Annotated in this window: 21 protein-coding genes; 14 read left to right on the forward strand and 7 right to left on the reverse strand. The window is 48.3% G+C overall.

Annotated elements, in window-relative coordinates:
• The first annotated feature begins 102 nt into the window (after positions 1-102).
• Entirely contained in the window at positions 103-1,797 is a 1,695-nt protein-coding gene (locus tag DXH47_RS07700; protein ID WP_129032780.1) for an oleate hydratase, read from the forward strand.
• 144 nt (positions 1,798-1,941) lie between these two features.
• Here DXH47_RS07700 and lepB read toward each other — a convergent pair whose 3' ends face one another.
• The gene (gene lepB / locus DXH47_RS07705) at positions 1,942-2,526 is read right to left on the reverse strand and encodes a signal peptidase I (RefSeq protein ID WP_129032781.1); all 585 of its coding nucleotides are present in this window, start codon (positions 2,524-2,526) and stop codon (positions 1,942-1,944) included.
• A gap of 224 nt (positions 2,527-2,750) precedes the next feature.
• Between lepB and DXH47_RS07710 the strand changes: the two genes are divergently transcribed.
• Positions 2,751-3,143 (forward strand): cytidine deaminase, encoded by a 393-nt coding sequence (locus tag DXH47_RS07710; RefSeq protein WP_129032782.1) that lies wholly within the window; start codon positions 2,751-2,753, stop codon positions 3,141-3,143.
• Positions 3,144-3,483: 340 nt separating this feature from the next.
• Here DXH47_RS07710 and DXH47_RS07715 read toward each other — a convergent pair whose 3' ends face one another.
• Positions 3,484-3,711 carry a hypothetical protein gene (locus tag DXH47_RS07715; protein ID WP_129032783.1) on the reverse strand — a complete coding sequence of 76 codons (228 nt, stop codon included), beginning with the start codon at positions 3,709-3,711 and terminating at the stop codon, positions 3,484-3,486.
• A gap of 218 nt (positions 3,712-3,929) precedes the next feature.
• Between DXH47_RS07715 and DXH47_RS07720 the strand changes: the two genes are divergently transcribed.
• On the forward strand, positions 3,930-4,481 hold the full coding sequence (locus tag DXH47_RS07720; RefSeq protein ID WP_129032784.1) for a MarR family winged helix-turn-helix transcriptional regulator: 552 nt from the start codon (positions 3,930-3,932) through the stop codon (positions 4,479-4,481).
• Between the two features lie 139 nt (positions 4,482-4,620).
• Here DXH47_RS07720 and DXH47_RS07725 read toward each other — a convergent pair whose 3' ends face one another.
• Positions 4,621-5,949 carry an MFS transporter gene (locus tag DXH47_RS07725; protein WP_129032785.1) on the reverse strand — a complete coding sequence of 443 codons (1,329 nt, stop codon included), beginning with the start codon at positions 5,947-5,949 and terminating at the stop codon, positions 4,621-4,623.
• Positions 5,950-5,972: 23 nt separating this feature from the next.
• The gene (locus DXH47_RS07730) at positions 5,973-6,491 is read right to left on the reverse strand and encodes a DUF1440 domain-containing protein (protein ID WP_129032786.1); all 519 of its coding nucleotides are present in this window, start codon (positions 6,489-6,491) and stop codon (positions 5,973-5,975) included.
• A 180-nt stretch (positions 6,492-6,671) separates the two neighbouring features.
• Between DXH47_RS07730 and DXH47_RS07735 the strand changes: the two genes are divergently transcribed.
• The 11 genes from DXH47_RS07735 to rihA all read left to right on the forward strand — a co-directional run bounded on the left by DXH47_RS07735 (position 6,672) and on the right by rihA (position 18,858).
• Positions 6,672-8,948 (forward strand): ATP-binding cassette domain-containing protein, encoded by a 2,277-nt coding sequence (locus tag DXH47_RS07735; RefSeq protein ID WP_129032787.1) that lies wholly within the window; start codon positions 6,672-6,674, stop codon positions 8,946-8,948.
• Between the two features lie 192 nt (positions 8,949-9,140).
• A complete protein-coding gene (locus tag DXH47_RS07740) occupies positions 9,141-9,512 on the forward strand; it encodes a GntR family transcriptional regulator (RefSeq protein ID WP_129032788.1) in 372 nt (123 codons plus the stop codon).
• The gene (locus DXH47_RS07745; protein WP_129032789.1) at positions 9,512-10,402 is read left to right on the forward strand and encodes an ATP-binding cassette domain-containing protein; all 891 of its coding nucleotides are present in this window, start codon (positions 9,512-9,514) and stop codon (positions 10,400-10,402) included. The genes DXH47_RS07740 and DXH47_RS07745 overlap by 1 nt, the downstream gene beginning before the upstream one ends.
• Before the next feature lie 9 nt (positions 10,403-10,411).
• Positions 10,412-11,335: an ABC transporter permease gene (locus tag DXH47_RS07750; RefSeq protein ID WP_129032790.1), complete on the forward strand. Its 924-nt coding sequence runs from the start codon at positions 10,412-10,414 to the stop codon at positions 11,333-11,335.
• A gap of 147 nt (positions 11,336-11,482) precedes the next feature.
• Positions 11,483-12,574 (forward strand): PfkB family carbohydrate kinase, encoded by a 1,092-nt coding sequence (locus tag DXH47_RS07755; protein ID WP_129032791.1) that lies wholly within the window; start codon positions 11,483-11,485, stop codon positions 12,572-12,574.
• A 247-nt stretch (positions 12,575-12,821) separates the two neighbouring features.
• Positions 12,822-13,769, forward strand: a complete 948-nt coding sequence (locus DXH47_RS07760) for a PfkB family carbohydrate kinase (protein ID WP_129032792.1) — start codon at positions 12,822-12,824, stop codon at positions 13,767-13,769.
• A 15-nt stretch (positions 13,770-13,784) separates the two neighbouring features.
• Positions 13,785-14,477 (forward strand): phosphoribosylanthranilate isomerase, encoded by a 693-nt coding sequence (locus DXH47_RS07765; protein ID WP_129032793.1) that lies wholly within the window; start codon positions 13,785-13,787, stop codon positions 14,475-14,477.
• Between the two features lie 21 nt (positions 14,478-14,498).
• Positions 14,499-15,128, forward strand: coding sequence for a YczE/YyaS/YitT family protein (locus tag DXH47_RS07770; RefSeq protein WP_225423530.1), 630 nt, complete (start codon positions 14,499-14,501; stop codon positions 15,126-15,128).
• 11 nt (positions 15,129-15,139) lie between these two features.
• Positions 15,140-16,297 carry an iron-containing alcohol dehydrogenase gene (locus DXH47_RS07775; RefSeq protein ID WP_129032794.1) on the forward strand — a complete coding sequence of 386 codons (1,158 nt, stop codon included), beginning with the start codon at positions 15,140-15,142 and terminating at the stop codon, positions 16,295-16,297.
• Positions 16,298-16,335: 38 nt separating this feature from the next.
• A complete protein-coding gene (locus DXH47_RS07780; protein ID WP_129032795.1) occupies positions 16,336-17,520 on the forward strand; it encodes a NupC/NupG family nucleoside CNT transporter in 1,185 nt (394 codons plus the stop codon).
• Positions 17,521-17,913: 393 nt separating this feature from the next.
• Positions 17,914-18,858, forward strand: coding sequence for a pyrimidine-specific ribonucleoside hydrolase RihA (gene rihA, locus DXH47_RS07785; protein ID WP_129032796.1), 945 nt, complete (start codon positions 17,914-17,916; stop codon positions 18,856-18,858).
• Positions 18,859-18,923: 65 nt separating this feature from the next.
• Here the strand turns inward: rihA and DXH47_RS07790 are convergent, their stop codons facing one another.
• The 3 genes from DXH47_RS07790 to DXH47_RS07800 all read right to left on the reverse strand — a co-directional run bounded on the left by DXH47_RS07790 (position 18,924) and on the right by DXH47_RS07800 (position 22,016).
• On the reverse strand, positions 18,924-20,243 hold the full coding sequence (locus DXH47_RS07790) for a hypothetical protein (protein ID WP_129032797.1): 1,320 nt from the start codon (positions 20,241-20,243) through the stop codon (positions 18,924-18,926).
• Between the two features lie 177 nt (positions 20,244-20,420).
• Positions 20,421-21,083, reverse strand: a complete 663-nt coding sequence (locus DXH47_RS07795; RefSeq protein WP_129032798.1) for an ABC transporter permease — start codon at positions 21,081-21,083, stop codon at positions 20,421-20,423.
• Positions 21,084-21,086: 3 nt separating this feature from the next.
• Positions 21,087-22,016 carry an osmoprotectant ABC transporter substrate-binding protein gene (locus DXH47_RS07800; protein WP_129032799.1) on the reverse strand — a complete coding sequence of 310 codons (930 nt, stop codon included), beginning with the start codon at positions 22,014-22,016 and terminating at the stop codon, positions 21,087-21,089.
• Positions 22,017-22,023 lie beyond the last annotated feature (7 nt).

The raw sequence follows: 22,023 nt of genomic DNA on the forward strand, positions 1-22,023 counted from the left end.
CGTAAAAGCGGGATGATGCCGACGGGTAATTGCTTTACAAAGTGGGGGTGGGCTTGCATAATGAAGGGGTGGAAGCGCTACGACTATACGGAGGTGTTTTTGATGGTTAAGACAAAAGCAGTAATGATCGGCGCGGGGCTAGCCAACATGGCCGCGGCCGTTTACTTGATTCAAGAGGGTCATTGGAACGGCAGCCAAATCACGTTCTACGGGGCTGATATGCACGGTGCCAACGATGGTGGGCCGACCGATGACTTCACCAACGAATACTGGAACGAAAACCATCCCATGGAAAATACGACGGGGTACGTCGCTCGGGGTGGTCGGATGTTGAACTACCGGACCTACGTTGATTTGATGGACCTGCTCGACCGGATTCCATCCGTCACGGAACCAGGGATGACTGCTGCTGAAGATACCCACGACTTCGACGCGCAGCACCGGACCTTCGATAAGGCACGCTTGCTTCAAGGTGGTAAGGGCATCTTAAATGCCGGCAAACTTGGGTTGAACAACAAGGACCGGGTCCTCTTATCGAAGTTGGTCTTGATGCCCGATGAGGACGAGACCAAGTTAGATAACGTCACGATTGCGGCGTACTTCAAGGATGACCCACACATGTTCCAGACAAATTTCTGGTACATGTGGGAAACCACCTTTGCCTTTCGGGTGCAAAGTTCCGCCCAAGAGTTACGACGCTACATGCACCAAATGATTTATGAATTTACGCAAATTGAACACTTAGTCGGGGTTAACCGGACCCGGTACAACCAATTCGAAAGCATGATGTTGCCATTGATTAAGTACCTGGAAGGTGAAGGGGTCACCTTTAAGGCCAACCGGATCGTCACGGACTGGGAATTTGCCGATAGTGAATTACAAGATGAGATCACGGTCACCGGCATTCACGTCAAGAACGTGGAATCGGGTGACGAAGAGTTAGTCACCATCGACGATGACACGGCGGTCATCTTCACCAACGGATCGATTACTGACTCCGCTACGATGGGTGATTACAACACGCCGGCCCCCGAAAACATGGAATACGGGATTTCCGCGGCCCTTTGGAAGAAAGCCACGGACCGCTTCTACAACCTGGGGACGCCGGACAAGTTCTTTAACGACCGGAAGAGTTCCGAATGGGTCAGCTTCACCTTGACCACCAAGAACCACCTATTGCTAAACGAAATCACCCGGATTACTACCCAGGTACCAGGGAACGCGTTGAACTCGTTCCTGTCGACGACGCCGATTACGCCGTTGGGCAACAAGGACGTGAGAATGTCGATCGTGGTGCACCACCAACCCCACTTTACGACCCAAAAGTCGAACGAATCGGTCATTTGGGGTTACTTCTTGTACCCACGCCGGACCGGTGAATTCGTCCACAAACCATACATTAAGATGACGGGGAAGGAAATGGCCCAAGAATTAATTGGCCAATTATCCAAGGTTGATTCGGGACCGAATAACATCAAGGATAAGGAACCAGAAATCCTCGATAGTATCATCAACAACATTCCGGTCTACATGCCATACGCTTCGGCCCTGTTCAACAACCGGGCCAAGACTGACCGGCCGGAAGTTATTCCGGCGCACTCCACGAACTTAGCCTTCACTGGTGAGTTCGCGGAACAACCGTACCAGATGGTCTTCACCGAACAAAGTGCGGTCCGTTCTGGAGAGATGGCGGCATACCACTTTGCTGGTATTTCGCTGGATAACCTGGTGGACACGCCGCGTTACGACAAGGATCCTAAGACCTTGTTGCGGGCCACCAAGAAGATGTTTAGTTAAAGCTAGAAGTTCAGCGGGTCGTTTCGAGATTAAAGCTGGGTTGCCTGTGGGTAACGACTCGAAACGCGGCTTTGTGAACTTAGTCTAACGAAAAGCACAGCTCACCGACTCATGGAAACGGTCGGGAAGCTGTGCTTTTTCTATCTATTGCGCCAAACTATTGATGTTGTGGCGGTACGTGGCGGTCGTTTGCCAAAACGGAATCTTGACGACACCCATGACCTTATTGGCATCGACGTAACCCCAGGCGCGGCTATCTTCGGACACGCTACGGTGGTCGCCCAAAACGAAGTAATGGCCCTTAGGGACGGCTTTACCCTTGTAGGCCCAGTGATGTTGTTTGGCCAGACTTTGTAACGTCCAGTTGCCGGTTCCCGTGGTGCGTTCGCTAGCACTGATGAATGATTGGTTGAGCTTGTGGCCGTTGATGGAGATGGTCCCGTTTTTGCTGACGATTCGGTCCCCCGGTAGCCCAATCACGCGTTTGACGTAGTTGGTATTGGGCGCGGCATTGGGATCCTCCCCATGGGCGTCGAAGACGATGACGCTGAGTCGTTTGACACTCAGGGGCTTGACGACTAGCATCCGTTCCTGGTCGGCCAAATTAGGGGTCATGGAGTCACCGGAAACCTTGACGACTTCTAGTAAATAGCTCCGCACCAGGACCACCAGAATTACCGCCACGGCAATCGGGACGACCCAGCTTAAAATACTCCGCAATGTTTTCATGGTAAGTTTAGTTACTCCTCATTATAATGTTGTCATTATTTTAGCATAGCTCACAGCTTTGGCTGTAGATTTACCTCAATTTCCCCGGATTTTTAGGGGCCAGCAGGCATGGCAGGTGAGCGACTTGAAAAACACATCGAAATTTTGTGCAAAAGGTAGCGCTTTCTTTGAAATTATGACACAATAAGTGTGTTAACTGGTTTTAGAATTAAGGAGGAGCAATTATGGTAAATCAAGCAGAACTTCTCAAAGTTGCCACGGCAATGTTGGACAAAGCTTACACCCCTTATTCTCATTTCCACGTGGGCGCGGCGGTCGTCGGCGAGAGCGGCAAAGTGTATGGTGGCTGCAATATCGAAAACGCCTCGTATGGTGCGACTAACTGTGCCGAACGGACCGCGATCTTTAGCGGGATTGCGGCGGGGGAACGCCACTTTCAGGCGATTTTAGTCACGGGGAACACGGACGGTCCGATTGCCCCGTGCGGGATTTGTCGCCAGGTCATCGCTGAATTTTTCGACCAGGACGCCCCCGTCTACCTGACGAATCAACGGGGCGCTGTGGCGGAGACCACGGTGGCCGGAATCTTACCCGGAGCCTTTGTCGAACTGAAATAACTTAAAACAGGACCAAAAAAAGCCCAGGCAGGGTGTCAGGGCTTTTTTAAACCACTACGTGAATAATTAGACTTAGTGGGCAAAAGGTTAGCATTTATCAATTAGTTATTCTATACAAGATTTGTAATGTTACCAGGTTCGCCATTTTGTGGTCGCCGTTTACGGGTCACTGGCGGTATAATTAGACTAGTGTCAGCTATACATTAATGCGCGCAAGCGGAGGCCAGTCTCCGCCCACCACCTTGATTTAAGCGGAATTGTAAAAGAAATTGCGACAATATTTAAAAAAGGGTTTATTTTTGCTGGCGGAGAGGTGATACTATGAGGAGGATATCGTCGCTTAATCGTAAAGGTACCACCAAGGTTGCAATTGGTGTAAGTGCGCCTGGCTGATCTGGCCTAGCGGTAATTGGCAAGAATAACCAGCACGGAGACCAAGATAGACGGTTTGCGTTGTGAGAAAATCCACAGTACCGGTATAGGTGGTGCCGTGAATGGTAAGCGAAGTAATTTGGTTGTTCTGGTAGGCTGTGTGGAGTAACGTGTACGTCTGAATAATAGGTTGCAATGCGGTCACGTCCTTGATTATCGAATTTATATCCATTATAGAACATATGTTCTGATAGGGGAACCTTTACCATTCATCTTATCGGATAAGTTAATTTACAGATTAATTGTCCTGCAGGTGATATACTTAGCAACATGACGTGATCGGTGTGCACGTCGGAGGTGCCACGCGACTAATAGCAACGGGAGAAGAGCCGTAAAAGGAGTAATGAAGAGATTATGAGTGAGATAACGAATGAAACGCTAACTGAAGAAGAGTTGAAAAAGCAGTTTGATGACTTGTACATGCACATTTTTAAGTATATCGGGGATTTTGTGTCCATCCCGACGCAAAAGTACAACTTGACCTTTGAGGCCTACATGGTCATGGAGAATATTGCGCGCAGTAAAAATGGGCAGACGTTGGTCGAACTGGCCAAGCTGGAGGGCGTCTCAAAGAGCGCTATCGCCCGGCAGGTCAACGTTTTATTAAAGGAAAATTACGTGATGCAAAAGGTCGATCCTAACGACCGGCGGGTCAAGTACATTACGTTGACTGCCGCGGGCAGCCGGGTTCAACGTAATCTGGCCCAAGCCACTGACGAACGGTTCCACCGCTGGTTAGGTTTCTTTGGCCGTGATGAAGCGGAACACTTTATCGAAGTGCTCCACCGCGCCAATGAACGTGCGGTCGCGGCGGGCTTTGTTGGTTTCGATAGTTTACATGATAAACGCCGCAACTCCAACCGGGGCAACGAAAAACCGGGTCGGTTGGGCAATGGCAATCTGTAATCACGGTTAAATTTAGGATAGTCAACAGGCTTCCCAAGCCGGCTAAGTCTTGGAAAACCTGCTTTTGGCTCACAAAACTCCCACCGAACGTTTGAATGTTCGGTGGGAGTTTTTAGATTGCGACGTCAAGCAAGCCGGGTTACTCGCGCTCTTTGGTCAGCGCGGCCTGGATTCGGTGATCATCGTAAAGGAGTAAGACCAGAATCATCACCAGATACAACAACAGGGGCAACCACGCGTAGTTTAAAACAATCATATGCTGGGTCGCCAGGTTTTGCGTCTGGTTGGCGGCGTAACCCGAGAGGTGGAACAGGCCAGCCGTGATGAGGCCCCCGAGCCCGAGGCCCACGTTGACCCCGAAGTCGTCGGTCGAAGCCAGGATGCCCTCAGCTTGGATGCCCAGAGTGGCCCCGTAGCGAATCGTATCCGCAATCATGATGGAGACCAGACCAATGATCAGCCCATTGCCAATGGCGTTGACCAGGGTACCGGTGAAAATCAGCGGTAAGACGTTGAGGGTGGTTCCCAGTGCCAGGATGGCTTGACCGATGAGCCCGAGGCCCATCCCACCTAACATGGTGCGTTTCTTGCCCCAGCGACCGGCCGAATGGATGATGAGGACGACCCCAATCAGTGAGGCAAAGGTGAAGGCATTGGCCCAGGGGACTAAGCCCTCATCATTTTGTAAGTATTTGAAGTAGTAAATCGTGGTCTGATTCTTGATAGCGGTCGTCAGCCAGTAAAGCAGGATGACCACCGACATCACCAACCAGGGCTGGTTTTGCTTGAGCATTTGCCAAACGGCGCTCCAGGATTGGTGGGCGTGTTCGGGATTGGTGAAGCGTTCCTTGACCTGAAAGAACGTGTTCCAGATCAGAATCAGCGAAATGCCACCAAAGACGGCAATGGTCAGTAAGAACCCCTTTTGCTGGTTGCCCTGGCCGAAGTAGGCGACTAAAGGTAGGGTGAAGACGGCCACGATGATTTGTACGTCGCTACCACCAAATTGACGAACGACCCCCAGTAACGTGAGTTCTTTGGTGTTTTGACTCAGGGTAGGTAGGATCGAAGTGATCGGCAGGTTGACCGCGGTGTAGAAGAAACCTAGTCCCAGGTAGGTGACGTAGGCCCAGACGAGTTTACCGGTCGCACCGAACGGGGGCGTGACGAAAGTCAGCACGGCAAAGGCCACGTAGGGGAGGGCATACCACAGGAAAAATGGCCGACTCTTGCCCCATTTCGAATGGGTGCGGTCGATCATCAGCCCGATAATCAAGCTCTCCACAACGTCGGCCAGTCGGGCCACGATGAACAGAATGGCCGCGCTACTAGCGGAAAGACCGTAAACGTCCGTGTAAAAGAAGAGTAGGTAAGTGGTCATCATTTGAAAGACCAGGTTATCTGCGGCATCGCTCATGCCGTAGCTGATTCGTTCGGGCCACTTTGTTTGCCAAGGTGCTTGTTGCATAAGTACGCCCCCCCTTTCAGGTATTACTGGCGGCTCTTGGCCACGAGTCGCCGATAGATTTCGTCGCCGACTAAGTCGTTAGTCACCATCCAAGCCACGTGGCCCAACGCTTCGGAGATGTGTTCGGTCTTGGGTTGGTCCTTGATGGACGGTACGGTTCCCATCGCTGGCATGATACCTAAATGAAAAGCGACCCAGATGGTTAGGCCAAACCAGGTGCCGGCGTCCTTTTTAATGGCCGGGATTTTTTCACCTAAGACTTGGTAGAGCACGGCAAAGGTGGTTGAAAAGCCAAAGTGCATCACGTAGCTGACCCATGGCAAAGCGTGACCAGAATAATGGTAGGTCGCGTGGGTCAATTTTTCAGGGACCCCAAATTGTTGTAGCAGGGTCTGCGGTGGATTAGTGGCATCGCGTTCTTCGGTGCGGGGTGGCAAAACATTTTCCCACCCTAACTTGACGAGGCCGGACACGATTCCCGCCAGCCCGCCAGCGAGGACGGCAGCGGGGAGGTTGAGTGAATGATGGTTAAAAAATGACATACACAAAAGCTCCTTTCAATGAACTAATTTGAGTATAATCGTTTTTTTAAAGAAGTTGGTCAATTTTGCTTACGAAGCGTTTGTGTCCAGGCTAAAGTCGCGAAACGCTTTGGTCGCAAGCGTCCCGCCAGCCGTGCTACACTGAGGGGAGTAAACATCCGGTCAAGAGAGGAGATTATCATGTCAACTCAAGAATTTACTCAGGGTTATATCGCGGTCAACGACGCGACACAAAATAACCTGCAACACGTGAGTCTACGGTTGCCCAAGTACCGTACCACGGTCTTTGTCGGCCTGTCCGGGTCGGGGAAGTCGTCGCTCGTCTTTGACACGATTGCTGCGGCATCGCGGCGGGAATTGAACGAGACGTTCCCCAGTTTTACGCAACAGTACCTACCCAAATACGGGCAACCCCATGTGGGGCGCATCGACCATTTGCCCGTGGCCATTGTCATCGCCCAACAACGATTAGGTAAGAATGCCCGTTCAACGCTAGCGACCTACACCGGAATCTATTCGTTGTTACGGTTACTATTTTCACGAATCGGGAAACCGTTTATCGGTTACTCGGACACCTTTTCGTTCAACCTACCCCAAGGGATGTGTCCAACCTGTCAGGGTCTGGGTTACGTGGACGATATCGACGAATCGCAACTGATCGACGGTAACAAGTCGTTGAACGACGGTGGCATCACCTTCGTGAGCTTCGCGCCTAATACCTGGCGCTGGCGGCGGTACGCATTGAGCGGCTTGTTCGATAACGATAAGCCCATCAAAGACTACACCGATAAGGAGTACGAGATGTTAATGCACGCGCCACAACAGCACCTGAAACACCCTGGCCCAGATTTTCCCCGGACCGCGTTGTATGAAGGCTTGGTCCCGCGGATTCGCCGGTCGATCATCGGCAAGCGCGAGGCGGCCCATCACCGTGACGCGATTGCGGCCATTGTCACGCGTAAGCCGTGCCCGACCTGTCATGGGAGCCGGCTGAAGCCGGAAGTTTTGACGGTGACCATCAACGGCCAGAACATCGCCGAAGTTTCCGCCTTAGACTTGAATCACGTGTTGAAGTTTTTGCGGACCATTACCGAACCGTTAGTCACCGATGTGGTTCGGGAACTGACCACCAAAATTCAATCACTGGTCGATATTGGCCTGGGCTATCTGACTCTCGACCGGGGGACCAGCTCGTTATCCGGTGGGGAAGCGCAACGCATCAAGATTGCCAAGTACCTGACCAGTTCGCTGGTTGACATGGTCTATATCTTAGACGAACCCAGCGTGGGCCTGCACCCGCACGACATTCAACTCATCAAGCAGGCTTTGACGCGGTTGAAGGAAAAAGGCAACACGATTCTGGTGGTCGAGCACAACCCGGCCATGTTCTCGTTTGCCGATTACGTGGTCGAAATGGGCCCCAAGGCCGGTGAACAGGGCGGCCAAATCACGTTTACGGGGACCTATCCCGAACTCCTGGCTTCCGATACGTTGACCGGCAACTGGTTACGTCAACCGCACACTTGGGGTCCGGAACGACCGGCAAAAGGACAACTGGCTTTGACCCACGTGTCCGAAAATAACTTGGCCGACGTGTCGGTCGACATCCCCTTGGGTATCATGACCGTTATCTCGGGGGTCGCTGGTTCCGGGAAGAGTTCGTTGGTCAGCGCCATCAAGCGCCAATTGAAGACCGACTATATCGACCTGGCACAAACGCCGGTGGGCATTAACATTCGCTCGACGCCCGCCACCTACCTGGGGATTTTGGACCATATTCGCCAACTCTTTGGCAAGGCCAACCACGTGGCGGCCGGCTGGTTCAGTTATAACGGCAAGGGCGCCTGCCCGCGGTGTAAGGGCAAAGGGGTCACCATCACCAACATGGCCTTCATGGACCCGGTCGTGCAGACCTGTGAGCTCTGCCACGGCCAACGCTACAGCGACCAAGCCTTGCAGTACACCTACCATGACAAGACGATTGCCGAAGTACTCCAGATGTCGGTCAAAGCAGCTAGCAAGTTCTTTGCCGATACACCCAAGGTCGCCAAGCCCTTGGCCAACTTGGCTCGGGTCGGCCTGGGTTATCTGACGTTGATTCAACCCCTGACCACGTTGTCCGGTGGGGAAGTGCAACGGTTGAAGCTCGCGGTCGAACTGGGTAAGGAAGGGACCGTCTACTTGTTGGACGAACCCACGGCGGGCCTGCATTTACAGGATACCGACCGCTTACTCAAGCTGTTCAACCAATTGGTCGCTGCGGGTAACTCGCTGATCATCATCGAACACAACCTGGCCGTCATCAGTCAGGCCGATTGGTTGATTGACGTCGGGCCCGATGCCGGACGCTATGGCGGGCATATCCAGTACAGTGGCGTACCGCGGAAGTCGATCAACATCGAGGATTCTCGTACCGGGGTCGCCTTGGCCCATTGGGCTGCGGAACAAAACAAATGATGAAGGCGCTGAATCGTTGCGGGTCACTCGGCAATGATTTGGGCGCCACTAAGATGAAGCAAGTTTAGGCGTTTGGGTGTTGGCACTCAAACGCCTTTTTGTTGGCTGAATTTAGGCTTGTGTTTTCGAGTGTACTATGTATAATAGGACACACAGAACACATGGAGGGTCAACGGTAAAGGAGTGAGGCGGATGCCCGTCAGTGATCAATCAGGGTTACCGTACTATGAGCAACTGGTGTTACGCGTTAAGCAACAGATTGTCCGGGGAATCTTACGGCCGGGGGACCGGTTGCCGTCCGTACGGGAGATGGCCCGGCAAGAACAGTTGAACCCCAACACGGTCAGCAAGGCCTACAAACAGTTGGAGACGCAAAACGTGATTCGCACGGTGCACGGCAAGGGGACTTATGTGCGCGAGACCAATGACGCGGTGGCCGACACCGCTCAGGTCGTAGCGAGTAAGCAACGGTTGTTGAGCCTATTGACCGAGATTCGGTACTTGGGGGTTCCGGCAGATGAAGTGATTGAGTGGATTAAAACGGCCTATGAGGAGGCAGATTAATGTTACACGTGAAGGACCTAAGTAAAACCATCGAGCACCGTGACATCATTACGGGCATCGATTTTCAGTGGCATCCCGGCGAAATCGTGGGCTTGGTCGGCCGCAATGGGGTCGGGAAGACCACCCTGTTTCGGACCATGACCAACCAGTACGTGGCCGACAAGGGGACCGTGACCATCGACGAGCACGACCTGAAGCAGGAGCCGGCTTACCAGCGGCAACTGTTCTTTATCGACACCCAGTATAATTTCTTGGGGAATTATCGCTTGGCCGAGTTACCGGACTTTTATCGCTTGGTCTACGCCGACTTTGATGCGGACCGGTACCGCGACCTCTTACAACGCTTCAATTTGACGGCTTCGGACCAGTACCGGCAGCTCTCCAAGGGGATGCGGGCGCTGGTCAACGTCATCTTAGCCCTGACGTCGAACGCACCATACATCTTGTTAGACGAACCATTCGACGGGTTGGACGTCATCGTGCGGGAGAATATCGCCACCATGGTCATCGACGAGGTCGCCGACCAGCAGAAGGGCTTCTTGATCTCCTCGCACGACTTGAACGAACTCGATGGCTTGAGCGACCGGGTGCTGTTATTGAAAGCCAGCCGCTTGGTCCACGATTACAACTTGGAAGATGTGCGGGCCCAGGCTAAGAAACTCCAGTTGGTCTTTGCCGGCAAGGAGATTCCGGCCATCGTGAAGAAGCATAGCCGGCTGATTCGGGTCTCTGGACGAGTCTTAGTAGTGGTCTTTCCGGACTACACGCCGGAACTGGCCGAACAGCTCCAAGCGCTCGACCCGGTCTTGATGGAAGAACTGCCGTTGACGCTGGAAGACCTCTTCCGGGCAAATTTGTCGCAAACCGCTGGTTACCAGCTGATGCAGTAGGGGGATAAGATGGATAAAAATTTACGCCGCTTACTTTGGCGGCAATATCGCAAACGTTTCTGGTCGTTGGGGCTGATTTCATTGCTGATTATGGCGCTATCGGCCTGGGCCGATACCACGACCTGGTTGTATCATTCCAAGACGACCGTCTTTGGCCCGCAGATGCACCAGTGGCTGGCCTTCGACGCGACCAAACTCCGCTTTGGGAGTTTCTCGTTATACTCGCCGTGGCTGATGTTTGCCTTTGGCCTGGCCGGGTTGGTCTTGATGAACCAAGACTTGAAGGACCACTTCAACCAGTTTCTCTTCACCAGCGGCTACCGGCGCCGGCAAATCTACTGGACGAAATTGACGTTGGGGTTAGGCGGCTTACTGGGAATTGCCGTGGTCACGACGGCCATTCAGTACCTGATTTATTGGCTGCAAATGCCAGCCAGCGTGACCCTTGACCTGGCTTGGCCAGGGCTAATCACCACGTGGTTGATGGGCTTAACCACGTCCATCGGGTTCTTTGCTATTTGCTGGTTTGCGGCCTTGATTATTGGGCAAACGGGGGCCCTGTGGGTGACGTTGGCCGGGTTTATCCTGTCGTTAGTCGGCATTATCAGCGTGAACGTTCCGGGATTCAACCTTTTGACCGCACAACAAGGCCAGTGGACGGAAATCGGTGCCTGGATTGTGGCGACCATTATTTTAGCCGTTTGGGGCGCTTGGCTTTACCAACGGCTCTCGTTGGAACACGACGGCGAGTACCTCCTGTTTCCGGGGTTGCGTTGGCCAGTCTACCTGGTATTCGTAATCTACGTGACGGTCATCTTCAGCGGTGGTTTTCATGTCACCACTGCGGGGATTATCGCATTGCTAGTAACGGTCATCTTCGGCTACCTTTGGTTATGGCGACCGAAGCTGACTTGGCACCGGACGAAAAACTAAATTGGATTTTAAAAACGATCACTCGTTAGCTAGATGAGTGGTCGTTTTTGGGGTGGCTTTAAATTTATTGGAGTTAGTAATTTAATGAGAGGCAGTCTGGGGGTGTTATGATAAGATTAACTTATTATTAGGAAATGAGGGTTAAAAATGGCAACCAACCGGGAAGAACAAATACTAGAATGGATAAAACAAAATCCATTAATTTCGCAAAATGATTTGGCTAAATTAGCTGGTATCACGCGATCAGGGGTTGCTGCTCATATTTCAAATCTTGTGAAGAAAGGATATATTCAGGGGAAAGGATATATTATAACTCCACCAAGATACGTAACTGTTATTGGCGGTGTTAACATTGATACATTTGGAATGGCAAAGGAAGGTATTGATAGTCGTAGTTCCTATCCAGGAAAAATCTATAACCGATTAGGTGGAGTTGGCCGAAATATTGCAGTAAATTTAAGTAAAATGGGAATTAAAACTTATTTAATAGCTGCTTTTGGAGACGATCAAAATGGTGAGCGCTTTAAGGAAAATTCTTTAAATCAAGGTGTAGATATCACGCACTCGGAGCAAATACCGCATGAAGCAACATCGAATTATTTGTATGTCAATCAACCAAATGGCGATCGAGTTGTTGGTATTGATGATATGGGGATTAACCATTACATGTCTCCAGAATATTTGGAACAACGAAAAAGGGTCATTAATAATTCAAAATTAGTTGTCATTGATTCTAACTTGCCCAAGAGAACGATACGCTGGATATACAGTAATGTGACTGTTCCAATTTTTGCAAAAGCCGTTGGATTGAATAAAACGATGAATCTTTATGATGGATTAAGCTATCTAGATACTCTAGTAATTAATGGTATTGAAGCCACTGTTTTGACAAAACTACCGGTAACGGATGAAAATACTGCACGTAAGTGCGCTCACAAATTACTAAACCGTGGAATCGATAATATTTTTATCTACATTGACGATGTCGGGATTCTCTACGAAAATAAAGATAAATTTTATTTTTTTAATGAACGGAAGCATCAGGCAAAAAATACTAATGGAGCAGGGGCAGCAGCTACGGCAGCTTTAAGTTGGGCAAGATTATGTAATAAGGATTTCCGAACGACAGCTCAATTGGGGATTGCAGCTGCTGACATTACGTCTGAATCGAATGAGGCTGTTAATGAAAAAATGACAGAAAGTTTGTTAATACAACAACAGCTGTCTATCCTTAAATAAGGATTGAATTCTTCCATTAATTTTGGAAGAATTCTTTTTTATTGTGAATAAGTAAATATGAAGTGTTGGCGAACTTAGACATAATAGTACGTTAAACATTAGGCAAGCTTGTGAATAAATAGAAAATAAAAAGAAGCTTTTTTATTTTTATTGGCAGCGCTTACATTAAGAGGTATTCTTTAACTGTCAAATGACTATTTAAATAAAAATTTGTTTATAAATCGCCTTTGGTGAGGAGGTAATTGATATGAATGCAACGCATAAGGATAACTATGTTGTAGTCATTGGTGGAATGAATATGGATATCTTTGGGATGCCTAGTCATAAAGTGATTCCTCGTGATTCTAATATTGGAACGGTGGGGATGAGTGTTGGTGGTGTAGGCCAGAATATTGCACAAAACTTAGCGCATTTAGGTACTCCAACATATCTTTTAACAGTTTATGGTGATGATTACAATGGAACGCTTTTAAAACAAGCTTGCCATGATAACCATATTATGTTAGATCAGGCTGAACAAATGATTGGTTCCCGTTCTTCAACTTATATGTACATCACTGATGAAACAGGAGATATGCTAGTTGGTGTTAATGATATGGGAATCTGCGATAAAATCACCCCAGAATTTTTGAGTCGACGATTAGATTTTATTAATCATGCCAGTATTTGCTTAATCGATGCTAATATTTCTCAAGAAGCCATTGATTGGCTAGGTGATCATGTAACGGTCCCATTATTTGGTGATACAGTATCTGTTAGTAAGGCACCACATTTCCAAAATGTTTTAAATAAGATGGACACTTTGAAGCCAAATGCGTTAGAAGCTTCGCTGTTAAGTGGTATTGAGGTTAAGGATGTGGAAACCGCTGGTGTAGCTGCTAGAGTTCTTCTTGATGAAGGTGTTAAACATGTTTATATTTCGTTAGGTGCGGATGGTATTTTATGTGCTGACCAACATGAGATAATTCATGTATCACCGTTCAAAACGAGTATTGTGAATGCTAATGGTGCAGGAGATTGTGGAATGGCCGCCATCACATGGGGACGTTTTACGGATCCGCATCGTTCGTTACGGCAAACGGGGCAAATTGCTCAAGCAGCTTCTAGCATTGCACTTGAGAGTGCAAAATCAGTTCCAGATATTACAGTAGAACAGATTCAAGCAAAAATGGAAACGCTTACTATTTTAAACTAAAAGGAGATTTTGGTAATGATTAAACAGATTTATTCATTAATTCAATACGAAGAAGCAGTTAAAACAATGGAAGCTGGCGCTGACAATATTGGCTTGGTACCGATGCAAAATGGTGGTGTACCTGCGCATCGAGTACCTTTAGACCGGGTTCGTAAAATCTTTGATGAAGCTAAGCGTCGTGGAGTTACAGGAGTTGCTATTATGTTAACCAATGATCCGGAAGAAATGCTGGATTTAGCTAAAAAAATCCAACCGGACATTTTGCATATTGCAGGCGACGGTTATGCAGCTGACAAGGAGTTTGCTAATCGGCTTAAAAAAGTTGCGCCCCATACAGACTTAATGCAAGCAGTTTTGGTTGATAATGAATCAGCAATTGATCGTGCTAAGCACTTTGCCCAATTTGTTGATTATATTTTATTGGATTCAGGATTAGCTCCTGATACTGGAATTGGTGCCAGTGGCAAAACTCATGACTGGAATATTGATGCGAAGATTGTTAAGGCCGTTGATGTACCAGTTATTGAAGCTGGTGGAATGAGTCCTGAAAATGTTGCGGATGCTATTGAAAAAATTCGTCCGTATGGAGTTGATTCTTTAACCCGAACTAGCATTAAGTATGAAGGTGGGCGTATGGAGAAAGATATTGATAAAGTTCGTGAGTTTTGTAAAAATGCTGACGCAGCAGCTGAAAAGTTGGGACTTTAAATTCTAAGGAGATGAGAGAGCTTGACAAATCGTCGTTATACGCCAACAACGGTTGCATTGGCTATGATTGGGATATTTCTTGTTTGTATTGGGGTTGCTTTTAATAATAATACGCAACTTGGCAATGACCCAGTAGGGATTATCTATGACGGTTTGCGTGCGACTTTTCACCTTGGTCATGCTCAATTAGGAACAGTGTCTAATTATCTTAATGTTGGTTTAATTGTTGCATTGTATTTAATTGGTCGTCACTATGCCAGTTGGGGAACGTTGATGTATCTAGTCCCATATGGATTTTTTATCTCAATTGGGTCATATCTATATCCAATAATTTTTCAATCGACAACTCTTGTAACAAGAATGTTTGGTGGTGCTACAGGTATCTCTCTTTATTATTTGAGGATTAGCTTGTTTGTAGCAGCAGATATTGGTGTTGATCCATTTAGTGGCTTTATGTTAACGATACGAGACAAAACAGGATGGAGTATGCGACGGAGCAAAATCACATTTGATGTGTGTTTAATTGTTGTTGGCGTTTTGTTAGGCGGACGGTTTGGAATTATTACAATCTTAACGGCACTAACAACGGGACCAACAATTCAAGCTTTAAGTGGAGTATTTAGAAAACGATTTATTTTAGCTAAAAATTGAGAGGTGTTTTGATGAATGTCAAATTATTACAACGAGTTAAGGTAGTAGATACGGATGATTTATCATCTACCATCCTTGATATCTTAAGGACTGAGGGATATAAACGACCATTGTTTATTATGGATCACTTTCTTGCAGAGATGCCACTGGTTCAAACAACACAGGAAGTTCTCGGTAAGAATAATATTCAATACGCAGTTTTTGATAAAGTTGTTTCTGATCCGCCAGCAGCTACTGTAATGGATGGTGTTGGGGCCTTTAAAGCACATCAAGCTGATAGTATTATTGCAATTGGTGGTGGCAGTTCAATTGATGTAGCTCGAGGAGTTAATATTGTTCGAATAAATGGTGGTTACATACTAGACTATACTAAGCCAGATGCAACGATTAAACCATGTCCGGGATTAATTGCAATTCCTACAACTTCGGGTACAGGAAGCGAAATGTCAAATGCATTGGTCGTAACAGATGTAGATAGTCAAAAGAAACTGGCGATTTTATCTGATAATGCAGTTAGTGAGTATGCCGTTTTATGCCCAGATATGGTGCTATCTCTACCTAAGAAAATGACGATTGCGACGGGATTGGACGCATTTTCACACGCAGCAGAAGGGGATACATCACGCTTATCTAGCCCAGTAACGGACGCAATTTGTGAAAAAATCATGTTTTTATTAGCTAATTACCTACCGCGAGCTGTAGAGAACGGCCAAGATCGTGAAGCTCGTCAAAGGGTCATGGTCGCGGCTACTTTAGCTGGCTGGATGTTGAATAATGCCGGAACAAATGTTGGTCACTCTATGGCACATGTCTTGGGATCTAAATATCATATTGTTCATGGTGAAGCGGTAGCCTATGCTTTACCAGGTGTTTTGAAATTTGTTTCTCCAGTATTACCAAAAAAGGTTGCCGAGATTGGTCAAATATTAGGATTAACCTATAGGGAAAATGAAGATGAAAAGCAGCGAGCGGATCGTGCAGTTGAAGCCTATCGACAATTTCGTGATGAAACTTTAGGGTTACATCCATTTAGCGATTATGGTATTTCTACTGAAGAATTATTGGAAAACGCATCGGCAGTTACCCATGAACAATTCGCTGGAAATACACCACGTAATATCGATGAAGACGCCGCTGAGAAACTTTTAAGGGAATTTGGTAATCGCTAATTGAGCAGCTTTGAAAACTAGACTGGAGTTGAAACATAATGAATTTTGTATTTTTGTTAACAGGTTTAGCATTAGTCTTTGGAATTGGCTGGCTGGTTAGTTCGGATCGTAAACATATTAAATACAAACGTATGGGTATTCTATTTGCTTTACAGCTTGTTATTTCGTTTCTCTGTCTGCATACTTCTGGCGGGGTTAAGACTCTTGCTAGTATTTCCGGCTTCTTTAGCTGGTTAATGAATCAAGCAGCTGGCGGGGTTGATTTCGTTTTTGGTGGATTTATGATTAAACCGGGAGCATCAGTCTTCTTCCTTAACGTTTTAATGCCAATTGTATTTATATCAGCATTAGTAGGGATTTTAAATTATATTAAGGTATTGCCATTCATTATTAAGTGGACTGGTTGGGCGTTAAATAAAGTTGCTGGCATGGGTGAACTAGAAAGCTACTTTGCAGTTTCAACCGCTGTTTTAGGTCAACCTGAGGTCTTCTTAACTGTTAAAGATCAAATTCCAAAGTTAAACGAGCAACGACTCTATACGATTTGTGCTTCGGCAATGAGTGCCGTATCTGCTGCAATGTTAGCTTCTTACATGAAGATGGTTCCAGGGAAATTCGTTGTTGTGGCAGTTTTCTTAAATATTCTGTCTGCCTTAATTGTTTCTTGCGTTATTAATCCTTATGAAACATCTGATAATGATGAATTAGTGCAAATTTCTAAAGGTAATGATGAACCATTCTTCCAAGTTTTAGGTACTTACATTACAGATGGATTTAACTTAGCAATTACAGTTGGTGCAATGCTAATTGGATTTGTCGCATTGGTTACTTTCTTAAATAGTTCCTTTACTGCAATTTTGCATATTTCTTTTACTGACTTAATTGGTTATGTTTTTTCACCTGTTGCATTTTTGATGGGTGTTCCAGCACACGATGCTCTGAAAGTTGGTAGTTTAATGGCAACCAAGTTAATCACTAATGAATTTGTTGCCATGGGATCATTGCACAGTATAGCAGGTACTTTAAGTGCTAAGGCAACAGCTATTATTTCAGCTTATCTTGTTTCGTTTGCTAACTTTGGGACTGTTGGAATCGTTACTGGTTCTATTAAGTCAATTAGTAAGGAACAGGGTGGTTACGTAGCCAAGTTTTCTATGAAACTGTTATTAGGTGCAACGCTAGCTTCAGTTCTTACAGGGACTATCGTTGGGTTGTACTTCTAGAGGAGTGAGCTTTAATGAAGCCGAAATGTAAAACGATTACAGTTGCTGCTATTTTATCAGTCGTGTTGTTTATGATTGCCTACGGGATAACGTTATTACCAACATTAACTGGGAACTATCGGCCATTGCTGAACACGTTAGGTTTTGCAATGTTGCTATATGCGTGGGCAATTTTAGGGATATGGCGTAAACGACGATTTGCAGTGGGATTTATGCAGTTTATTAATGTCGTTTATAGCTTTGGTTTCATTAGTACGCTTATATCAGGAGAAAATTTGGTAACCATTATAGTAAGCATAATTGGATTAATGGTAAATGGTTATTTATTCTGGGTCTGCCATCAATCTGCACAACAATTACGGTCACAAGGTACTAGATAGGAGTGGATAAAATATGACAACAAAACTGATTTTAGATTGTGATCCTGGCCACGATGATGCCTTAGCGATGATGCTGGCGTTGGCCAACCCCGAGTTAGATCTCTTAGCCGTCACCACGTCGGCGGGCAACCAGACGCCGGAGAAGACGTTGAACAACGCGATGCGCCTATTAACGTTGATGCACCACCAGGAAATTCCGGTGGCGGGTGGCAATCGGACCCCGTTACTCAAGCTGCTGGAAACGGCGGGCAACGTCCACGGTAAGAGTGGCCTGGACGGCGCCGAGTTGCCCGACCCGGATTTCAAGGTCCAGGACATGACCGCTATTGAACTGATGGCCAAGACCTTGCGGGCCAGCGCAGACCCGGTCACGTTGGTCGTAACTGGCCCGATGACCAACGCGGCGCTCTTCTTGCGCGTGTACCCCGAACTCAAGGCCAAAATCAGCCAAATCGTGTTCATGGGGGGCGCCATGGGACTGGGCAACTGGACGCCGTCGGTCGAGTTCAACATCTACGTGGATCCCGAAGCGGCTAAAATCGTGATGAACGCCGGGATTCCCCTGGTGATGGCCCCGCTGAACGTGACCCACAAGGCCCAAATCTTAAAACCGGAAATCGCGGCACTCAAGCAGATTCAAAATCCGGTCGCCCAGGCCTTCAACGGGTTACTGAATTTCTTTGAACGCTACCACGAAGCACCGAAGTGGGGCTTTCAGGGGGCGCCGCTTCACGACCCCTGCACCATCACCTGGTTGCTCCATCCGGAGTGGTTCCAAACGGCCAAGATGAACGTGGACGTGGATACCGCTGGTGAGTTAACGCGGGGTGAAACGGTCTGCGACTACTATGAGTTGACGGGCAAGCCTAAAAATACTGAAGTTCTATTGAATATCGACCGGGAAGCTTTCATTAATTTGATTATGACTTCGTTGAAGACGTTTGATAATTTGCAGTAAATTGGATTTTAAAATGGGTCAGTCACGCGCTAAACGTGGCTGGCCCATTTTGGTGGTCGTCAAGGTTATTTCAGTGTATTGGGTTGGCGTAAAGCCCGCCAAGAGACCCACGCTGACCCCAGGGTAAGCGGCCAGTTGACGGCCCAGGTGTAGAAGAACCAGTGGGCCGTTGTGGTTGGCTTGAAGAAGTCCAGAATGGTGAGCGGGGTCAAACAAGCAATCAACGCTAGTAACGCAAACAGACACAACTGACATAGCAAGCCGCCAGCCGTGGAGAACCGGTATTTTTCAATCATGGCCGAGTCGTCATCGGTGGCCTCGGATTCGTAAAGGTCTTTGGTGACGGTCGGGTTATCATAGCCAATGTAGGTGGCCAGCAACAATAACCCCAACAAATAAGACCATTTCCAGGGAATCAAGATTAAGAGATGGCCCAGGCCTAAGAGTCGGCCGGCGAGTACCTTTTGGCGGGTGGCATCGTGGTGAGCTAGAACGCCGATTACAGCGTTGCCACTTTCGAAGCCGATGAGATACATCGCAAAGACTAGGTACATCCCCAAGCTTCCCCAGTAGAAGAACGCCATGAAACTGCTAAAGAGCAGGACGAAGCCGCGGTGTAGCAGCCGTAACTTGAAGGCGCCCAGGTCGTGTTTGTCGGCCAGAAGTTCGATACCGGCAATCACTAGGGCCACCAGAATAATCAGAAGCGTCGCCCAGTTTGGCAGTGCCATGCTGGCCTTGCGTAGGGTGGTGAGTAAGGCCAAAGCGGCGAAGAAAAGAACGGACAACCACCAGCGCCAAAGTTGCTTGAGACCGTGGGGCTGGCTGGGCTGGTCCTGGTAGAAGTCATGAGTGAACTGGTTGAGCAGCAGACCACCGGGCAAAGCCACCAGGTTCAAAATGGCCAGTAATGCGAAGGTCAGCGAAAAGCTCAGGTGAAAGCCAAAGTCGGCCGCTAGTAACAGCGCTAGCACCAGAAACACCAACCAGTAGACGCGTTTCATCTTAAAGGCCGTGGTATGGGACAGGTGGAGCTTGACCGTCAAGAAGTACGGCCAGATGGTAGCGGCACTGTAGCCCCACAAGACACTGCCGAGAATCAACCACCCCAGTGATTGGGTCAGGGCAAAGGGCAGACTGCCCAGCACCCCGAAAATCAGGGTTAACAATAAGTAGGTACTGGAGCGGAGGTTGAAGCGTTTGGTGTAAAAAATGCTGGCGGCTCGCGAGATATAGACGGCCACCAGGGCAATCAAGTAAGTCGTACTGTGGGTCCGTTGGTATTGAAACAAAATCAAAATATAGGGCAACATGATGCCGGCTAAAGCCAAAAAGTTAAGTGTGCCGACGGAAAAATCCAAGCCCCATTGCTGTAGGCGTTTCACGCGCGTTTCCCCCTTAAAAGCGGTAACGCCCCCACGTGATGACGGGGCGCGTAGTCTGTTCAAATTTTACCATTAATCCGCGCTGATTGGGGAATTGACGATGACGAGATTGAAATCGAGGCCAAACAAAAACGCCGCCAGTCCTCAGGACCAGCGACGTTTCGCGTGTCAATTTGATTAAGATTCCGAAGCGGTCTTCGGTTTCAACCACTTTTCAATCAGGGATAAGATCCAGTCGGTGATGATGGCCATCAACGCGGTTGGTAAGGCCCCCGCGAGGATGATGGCCCCACCGTCCGTGGCGTTGGTCCCCCGGATGATGATGTCACCCAGACCACCGGACCCAATGAAGGACCCGATAACGGCAATCCCAATCCCTAAGACCAGGGCGTTTCGAATTCCGGCGATAATCACGGAAAGTGACAACGGAATCCGAATCTTAGCCATGATCTGGAAGCGGGTCATGCCCATGCCCTTGCCGGCGTCCAAGACGTCGAGGTCGACACTGAGCATCCCGGTATAGGTGTTCTTGATGATTGGCAGGAGGGAATAGAGGAAGACCGTGGCAATGACGGTATTTTCCCCGAGCCCTAAGCCTAACATCAAAATCGACAGCATCGCCAGTGACGGAATGGTCTGAATCACGTTGGCAATCCCGATGATAACGGGGGAGAGCTTCCGGTTCTGTGAAATCCAGATTCCAATCGGAATCCCCACGATGGCCCCGAAGAGCACCCCGTAGATGGACACTAAGAAAGTAAGGTTGAACTGTTGTAAAACGTACATGCCGTTATGCGTGAAGTAATAAATCAGTTGGCTCCAAAGTCCCATGTCTTTCATGTGTTATTTCCCCCCTTCGAAGTAGTTGTGGTCTTCCAAGAACTGCTTGGCGACGGTCTGTGGTTCCTGCAACTTGTCGTCGACCTTGTAGTTCAAGGTTTGCATGGTCTTCAAGGAGACCTTGCCGACCAGCTTGTTTAAAATCGTCCGAACTTCTGGATGTTGCTTTAAGACCTTGTCGGTTGCCACGGGACTGGCATCGTAAGGTGGGAAGAAGTCCTTGTCATCCTTTAAGATCTTCAGGTTGTAACTGCCGACCCGACCATCGGTGGAGTACCCTAAGATGGCATCCATCTTGTTGGCCGCTAAGGCATCGTAGAGTAACCCCAGTTGCATCGGCTTGACCGTCCCGAAGCTGTAACCGTAAGTCTTCTGGAAGGCCGGGTAGCCGTCACCAGGCCGGTTCTGCCAAATTTGGTCAATCCCGACCGTCATCTTCGGCGCGAGCTTCTTCAAATCACTGATGGTTTTGAGGTTGTGTTTCTTGGCGTAGGATTGTTGGACCATCCACGCGTAGGTATCGGCGAAGCCGTAAGACTTGAAGTAGGTCATGTTGTAACGGTCCTGGAATTCCTTAGTGACCTTGCTGGCCACCTTGGATGGGTCCCGCTGAAACTTTTCGTCCAAGACCGTGGTCAAGTCGGTCCCGTAGAACCGAATCGAGGAAATATCAGCGTTACCATTTTTCAGGGCGTTGAAGCTGACGTTCCCGGACCCTAAGTTATTGATGATTGATGTGTTTAATTTCGTGTAATGTTGAATCATTCCTTGAATCACGTAGGCCATGATTTGTTGTTCAGTGGTGTTTTGCGCGGCGATGCGGACCGTGTCCTTACCGGAACCGGCCAGCCCGGGCAGAGAACAGCCACCTAGCGGCAATAGTAGAATGGTGACTAGAAGACCAGCCAACCAGACGCGTAAACGTTTTTGCATAAAGACG

The organism is Levilactobacillus suantsaii (genome assembly GCF_004115745.1).
GTDB lineage: Bacteria > Bacillota > Bacilli > Lactobacillales > Lactobacillaceae > Levilactobacillus > Levilactobacillus suantsaii.